Source organism: Rhizobacter sp. P1_G5 (genome assembly GCF_056405435.1).
Map to the genome: position 1 here is coordinate 1 of NZ_JBFUCB010000401.1, position 5,632 is coordinate 5,632.

Annotated in this window: 5 protein-coding genes; 1 reads left to right on the forward strand and 4 read right to left on the reverse strand. The window is 71.2% G+C overall.

The window, feature by feature from the left end:
* The 4 genes from AC1D12_RS22945 to AC1D12_RS22960 form a co-directional block, all read right to left on the reverse strand.
* On the reverse strand, nt 1–866 hold an 866-nt coding region (locus AC1D12_RS22945; protein WP_477843062.1), incomplete at its 3' end, for a sigma-54-dependent transcriptional regulator.
* On the reverse strand, nt 863–2,776 hold the full coding sequence (locus AC1D12_RS22950) for a sensor histidine kinase (RefSeq protein WP_477843064.1): 1,914 nt from the start codon (nt 2,774–2,776) through the stop codon (nt 863–865). The genes AC1D12_RS22950 and AC1D12_RS22945, both read right to left, overlap by 4 nt.
* Nucleotides 2,773–3,033, reverse strand: a complete 261-nt coding sequence (locus AC1D12_RS22955) for a PP0621 family protein (protein WP_465112856.1) — start codon at nt 3,031–3,033, stop codon at nt 2,773–2,775. The genes AC1D12_RS22950 and AC1D12_RS22955 overlap by 4 nt, the downstream gene beginning before the upstream one ends.
* A 7-nt stretch (nt 3,034–3,040) precedes the next feature.
* Nucleotides 3,041–3,832 (reverse strand): cytochrome C assembly family protein, encoded by a 792-nt coding sequence (locus tag AC1D12_RS22960; RefSeq protein ID WP_477843066.1) that lies wholly within the window; start codon nt 3,830–3,832, stop codon nt 3,041–3,043.
* A gap of 99 nt (nt 3,833–3,931) precedes the next feature.
* Between AC1D12_RS22960 and ffh the strand changes: the two genes are divergently transcribed.
* Nucleotides 3,932–5,311: a signal recognition particle protein gene (ffh, locus tag AC1D12_RS22965; protein ID WP_465112858.1), complete on the forward strand. Its 1,380-nt coding sequence runs from the start codon at nt 3,932–3,934 to the stop codon at nt 5,309–5,311.
* The last annotated feature ends 321 nt before the right edge of the window (nt 5,312–5,632 follow it).

A 5,632-nucleotide genomic window follows, 5' to 3' on the forward strand; every position in this document is an offset into this window, starting at 1 on the left:
GCGAGCGGCAGGTCGCCGATCTCGTCGAGGAACAGCGTGCCGCCGTTGGCGGCCTGGAAGAAGCCCTCGCGGTCTTCGTTGGCGCCGGTGAACGCACCCTTGCGGTAGCCGAAGAACTCGGCCTCGAGCAGCTGCTCGGGAATGGCGCTGCAGTTGACCGGCACGAAGGGCTGCCCGGTGCGCGGACTGATCTCGTGGATGGCGCGCGCCACCAGCTCCTTGCCGGTGCCCGATTCGCCGTTCACCAGCACCGGCGCCATGCTGCGTGCCACCTTGTCGATCAGCTGGCGCACCTGCTGCATCGCCTGCGACTGGCCGGCCATGCGCGCGAGCGCCTGGCTGACCGGGCCGGCGTGGGCCGGCGCGGGCGCCGATGCGGGCAGCGATGCGACCGGGCGGGCCGTCACCGCGCTGGCGTTGCCGGGCGAGACGGGCGGCGCACCGTTCTCGGACGGCAGGCTGGACGGCACCATCGTCGGCACCGTCGCCGCGCTGCGCCCGAGCGCCGAGGCGACGACCGCGCGGAACTGCTTCAGGTCGACCGGCTTGGTCAGGTAGTCGTAGGCGCCGGCCTTCAGCGCCTCGACCGCGTTCTCGGCCGAGCCGTACGCGGTGATCACGATCGCCTTCTCGCGCCGGTTGCCCTCCTCGAGGCGGCGCAGCAGGTCGAGCCCGGTGCCGTCGGGCAGCCGCATGTCGGTGATGACGGCGCTGTACGTGCGGTCCTTCAGGTGCAGCAGCGCGTCGTCGACGGTGGCTGCCGTCTCGACGTCATAGCCCTCGCGCAACAGCGTCAGCTCGTACAACGTGCGCAGGTCCGGTTCGTCGTCGACGACCAGCAGGCTGAAGTGGGAAGGCGAACTCATGATGTGAGGTGCAATCGGGTCTCGGGCGCTTCGGTGCCCGCCAGGGGTTTGCGCCGCATCGCGACAAAGAATTCGTTGCGGTTCGGCTCGCTGGCGGCGCGCAGCCGGTAATCGATGCGCGCGCCGTAGCGCTCGCACAGTTCCCGGCAAATATACAAGCCCAGGCCGGTGCCGCGGCTGCGGGTCGAGAAGAAAGGCTCGAACAGGTAGCGTTCGACCTCGGGCGGGATCGGCTCGCCGTTGCTCGTGACGCTCAGCACCACGTGCACGTCGTCGCGTGCCGACAGCGTCAGGCGCAYGCCGCCGGGCATCGGCTGCGCATGGCGCTTCGCGTTGTCGAGCAGGTTGACCATCACGCGGCGCAGGTGCTCCGGGTCGAACACGACGCCCAGCGCCTCGTCGGGCAGCTTGACGCGCAGCAGGCTGTCGCCGCCGATCGGCATGCCGGCGGCACGCGCCCATTCGCTGCAGATGGCGGCGACCAGCGCGGTCGCGTCGATCGGGCCGCCGTCGTGCACCTCGCTGGGGGTGACTTCCATCACGTCGTCGACGATGCGCTTCAGCCGGCCGACGTTCTCGGTGACCATCTGCGTCAGCTGGCGCTGGACGGCGGTGGTCGCGTCTTCGGAGAGCAGCGCGTTGGCCTGCGAGATCGCGGCCAGCGGGTTGCGGATCTCGTGCGCGATGCCGGCCGACACCCGGCCCATCGCGGCCAGCTTTTCCTGGCGGGTGCGCGCCTGCATGCTGCGCACGTCCTCGATGAACAGCACGCACAGCGCTTCGCTCGGGTCGGGCGCCTGGCGCCGGGTGAAGCGCACCCGCACCCGCAGCGTGCGCGGCGGGCTCGATTCGAAATCGAGCACCACGTCGCGCCCGCCCTCGGGCCAGGTCGATTCGGCGAACGCGCGCTCGACCGCCTTCACGAGCTCGCCCCAGGCCTCGACGCCCTGCAGCTGGAACGGCGCCTCGCGCGAGACGCCGCTCGGCGCCAGCAGCGCGCGCGCCGCCGGGTTGGCGGTGCGCACGCGGCCGCGCTGGTCGACCACCAGCACGCCCTCCTGCATCTCCTCGATCACCAGCCGGTTCAGCTGCGCCTGCTGGCGCGCCAGCTCCAGGCTGCCGCGCGCGGTGAGCTCTTCGCGCGCCAGGCGCCCTGCCAGCTCGCCGGCCAGCAGCGTGATCACGAAGAAGCCGCTGCCGGCGAGGCCCGCCTGCGTCATCAGCGCGGTGACGTCGGTCCCGCCGGCCAGCACCGACAGCCAGGCGACCCCGAGCAGCGACAGCGTGACCACCGAGGCGGTCGCGAGCGCCATCAGCCGTGGCGTCAGCACGCCGGCCATCAGCACCGGCAGCACCAGCAGCGCGACGTAGTTCAGGCCGGCGGCCGGCGACATCCAGTGCAAGGCACCGAAGCAGACGATGTCGACGCCGATCGTCGAGATCCACTGCGGGCTGCGCAGCCGCGCGAGCTGGCGCGGCGCGGCCGAGCGGCGGTAGCGCGGCAGCACCCACATCGACAGCGCGAGCGCCGCATAGGCGAGGCTCACGGCCACCACCGGCCACGGCGGCTTCACGCCGAAGATCGCCGCGACCACCTGGGTCGCGACCAGCGCGACGCCGAGCGCCGCGCGGGCGCTGATGAAGGCGCCGTAGATGCGCTGGAAAGCGGTCTGGCCCGAGCCGATCAGGCGCCGCGCCTGGCGCGTCAGGAAGTTGCTGTCGGCCTGGGCCGCCTGCGCGGCCTGCCAGTTGCCGTCGTAGCGCGAATCGTCCTCGACCCAGCTGTCGCGGGATTGGGTGTCCTCGCCGAGGGCGCCGAACCAGGACTCCTGGCTGGGCCGGGTCGTCGCGCGCACGTTCGAGCGGCGGTCGTTGCGGCGGCGCTCGGGCTTGGGCGGCGCGCTGCTCATCGGGGCGCGTGCTCGCGTTCGAACGCGCTGCGATGGGCTTCGCCGCAGAACACCCCGCCGCGGCCCGGCAGCGCATCGGCCTTCGGCAGGTGCAGCCCGCAGTGCGCGCAGGCCACGATGGTGTCCGGCACGGCGGAGGCATTGGCGGGCGGCGGTGGCGCCGATGGTGTCGGCGGGGCCGCGCGCCCCGGCCGGCCGCCGCGCACCAGCCAGACAATCAGGAACACCACGACGAGCAGGACGATGAACTTTCCCATGCGGCCCTCAGGCGGTCGTGCGGTGCAGGACGACTTCGAACACGAAGCGCGACCCGACATAGGCGAGCAGCAGCAGCAACGCACCGGCATAGAGCCAGCGGATCGCATGCCGGCCGCGCCAGCCGAGCGCCTGGCGGCCGACCAGCAGGCCGGCGAAGACCAGCCAGCCGAGCACCGACAGCGTCGACTTGTGGTCCCAGCGCCAGGGATTGGAGAACCACCAGCCGAGCAGCAGCGTGGCCGACAGCAGCGCGAAGCCGGCAGTGACGAACTGGAAGGTCAGGCGCTCGAGCTGCAACAGCGGCATGCCGGCGTTCGCGGCGGCGCGCAGGTTGGAGCGCATGCGGCGCTCGGCGGTGTCGAGCATCACCGCATGCAGCACCGCGGCGCCGAACAGGCCGTACGACGCGATGCCCAGCGCCCAGTGCAGCGGCGCCCAGGCCGACACCGCCTGCGGCCGGAACTCGCCCGGGAAGATCGCCGCCAGCACCACCGCCGCGGCCCCGAGCAGGCCGAGCCAGCGGCGCACGCCCGGCAGCGGCACCCAGCGGCTCTCGACCGCGTAGACCGCGATCACGAGCCACAACGTGGCCGACAGCGCCGGCGCGAAGCCGAAGCGGGCGCCGGAGACGGCGCTGCCGATGCCGGCCATGTCGACCACGATGGCCAGCGCGTGCGCGACCCAGCCGGCGATCAGCGCGCGGCGCGGCGCGGCACCGCCGCCCGCCCTTTCGCGCTCATTCAGCAGCACCGCCGCCGCGTAGGCCAGCAGGGCCGCCGCGCTGGGCACCCACAGCATCCATGTCGACGGTGTGCTCAATGCGTTGCAACCCCGGGCGATAAACTCATGGTCCACAGTGTACTTTCGCGGGCCGCGTCCTTCGCGCCCGCCGATCCCATGGCCTCCACCCTCACCGATCGCCTGAGCCGGCTCGTCAAGACGATGCGCGGCCAGGCGCGCATCACCGACAGCAACGTGACCGACATGCTGCGCGAGGTGCGCATGGCGCTGCTCGAAGCCGACGTGGCGCTGCCGGTGGTGCGCGATTTCATCGCCCGCGTGAAGGAGAAGGCGCTCGGCGCCGAGGTGGTGGGCTCGCTGTCGCCGGGGCAGGCGCTGGTGGGCATCGTCAACCGCGAACTGGCGGCGACGATGGGCGAAGGCATCGCCGACATCAACCTCGCGGCCCAGCCGCCGGCGGTGATCCTGATGGCCGGCCTGCAGGGCGCCGGCAAGACCACTACCACCGCCAAGCTGGCCAAGCACCTGATCGAGAAGCGCAAGAAGAAGGTGCTGACCGTCTCGGCCGACGTGTACCGCCCGGCGGCCATCGAGCAGCTCAAGGTGGTGACGAAGCAGGCCGGCGCCGAGTGGTTCCCGTCGAGCGCCACCGACAAGCCGCTGGACATCGCGCGCGCCGCGCTCGACCACGCGAAGCGCCACTACTTCGACGTGCTGCTGGTCGACACCGCCGGGCGGCTGGCGATCGACGAGCAGCTGATGAACGAGATCCGCACGCTGCACGCCGAGCTGAAGCCGGTCGAGACGCTGTTCGTCGTCGACGCGATGCAGGGCCAGGACGCGGTCAACGTCGCGAAGGCCTTCAAGGAGGCGCTGCCGCTGACCGGCATCGTGCTGACCAAGACCGACGGCGATTCGCGCGGCGGCGCGGCGCTGTCGGTGCGCCAGGTGACCGGCGCGCCGATCAAGTTCGCCGGCGTCAGCGAGAAGATCGACGGGCTGGAGGTGTTCGACGCGCAGCGCCATGCCGGCCGGGTGCTGGGCATGGGCGACATCGTCGCGCTGGTCGAGGAGGTGCAGAAGGGCGTCGACGTCGCGGCGGCGCAGAAGCTGGCCGAGAAGCTGAAGTCGGGCGACAACTTCGACCTGAACGACTTCCTGTCGCAGATCAGCCAGATGAAGAAGATGGGCGGGCTGTCGGGCCTGATGGACAAGCTGCCGGCCCAGATGACCGCGAAGGCCGGCAACCTGGGCCAGGCCGACATGGACCGCGCCGAACGCGACGTGCGTCGGATGGAGGGCATCATCAACTCGATGACCCCGCTGGAGCGCCGCAAGCCCGAGCTGCTGAAGGCCACCCGCAAGCGCCGCATCGCCGCCGGTGCCGGCGTGCAGGTGCAGGAGGTCAACCGGCTGCTGAACCAGTTCGAGCAGATGCAGGGAATGATGAAGAAGATGAAGGGCGGCGGCCTGATGAAGATGATGAAGCGCATGGGCGGCATGAAGGGCCTGGGCGGCCCGGGGGGCCTGCGCTGAGACGCGCGTTTGAGACGACTTGTCACATCCCACCCCGAACCGGTGGGCCTGTAACACGCCGCAACCGCCTGGCAGGCGGCACAATGATTGACCCCGCGCGCGCGGACCGCCAAGATCTGCGCTGCCCTCCAACACGGACCTGGACCTCGAGATGGAATTGCTGTTGATCGCCGCCCTGGTGCTGGTGGGCGGCCTGGTGATCTGGAAGATGAAGACCTCCAGCGCCAAGCCCGCCGTCAAGCGCAACAAGCCGCGCTCGCTCGAGGCGCTGGACACGCTGCAGTCGTGGCAGCCGCAGGCGACCCGCATCCTGACCACCGC

Bases quoted from the DNA above. Each gene is read 5' to 3' on its own strand.
- AC1D12_RS22955 (WP_465112856.1), bottom strand. From the start codon at position 3,033: ATGGGAAAGTTCATCGTCCTGCTCGTCGTGGTGTTCCTGATTGTCTGG.
- AC1D12_RS22960 (WP_477843066.1), bottom strand. From the start codon at position 3,832: ATGCTGTGGGTGCCCAGCGCGGCGGCCCTGCTGGCCTACGCGGCGGCG.
- ffh (WP_465112858.1), top strand. From the start codon at position 3,932: ATGGCCTCCACCCTCACCGATCGCCTGAGCCGGCTCGTCAAGACGATG.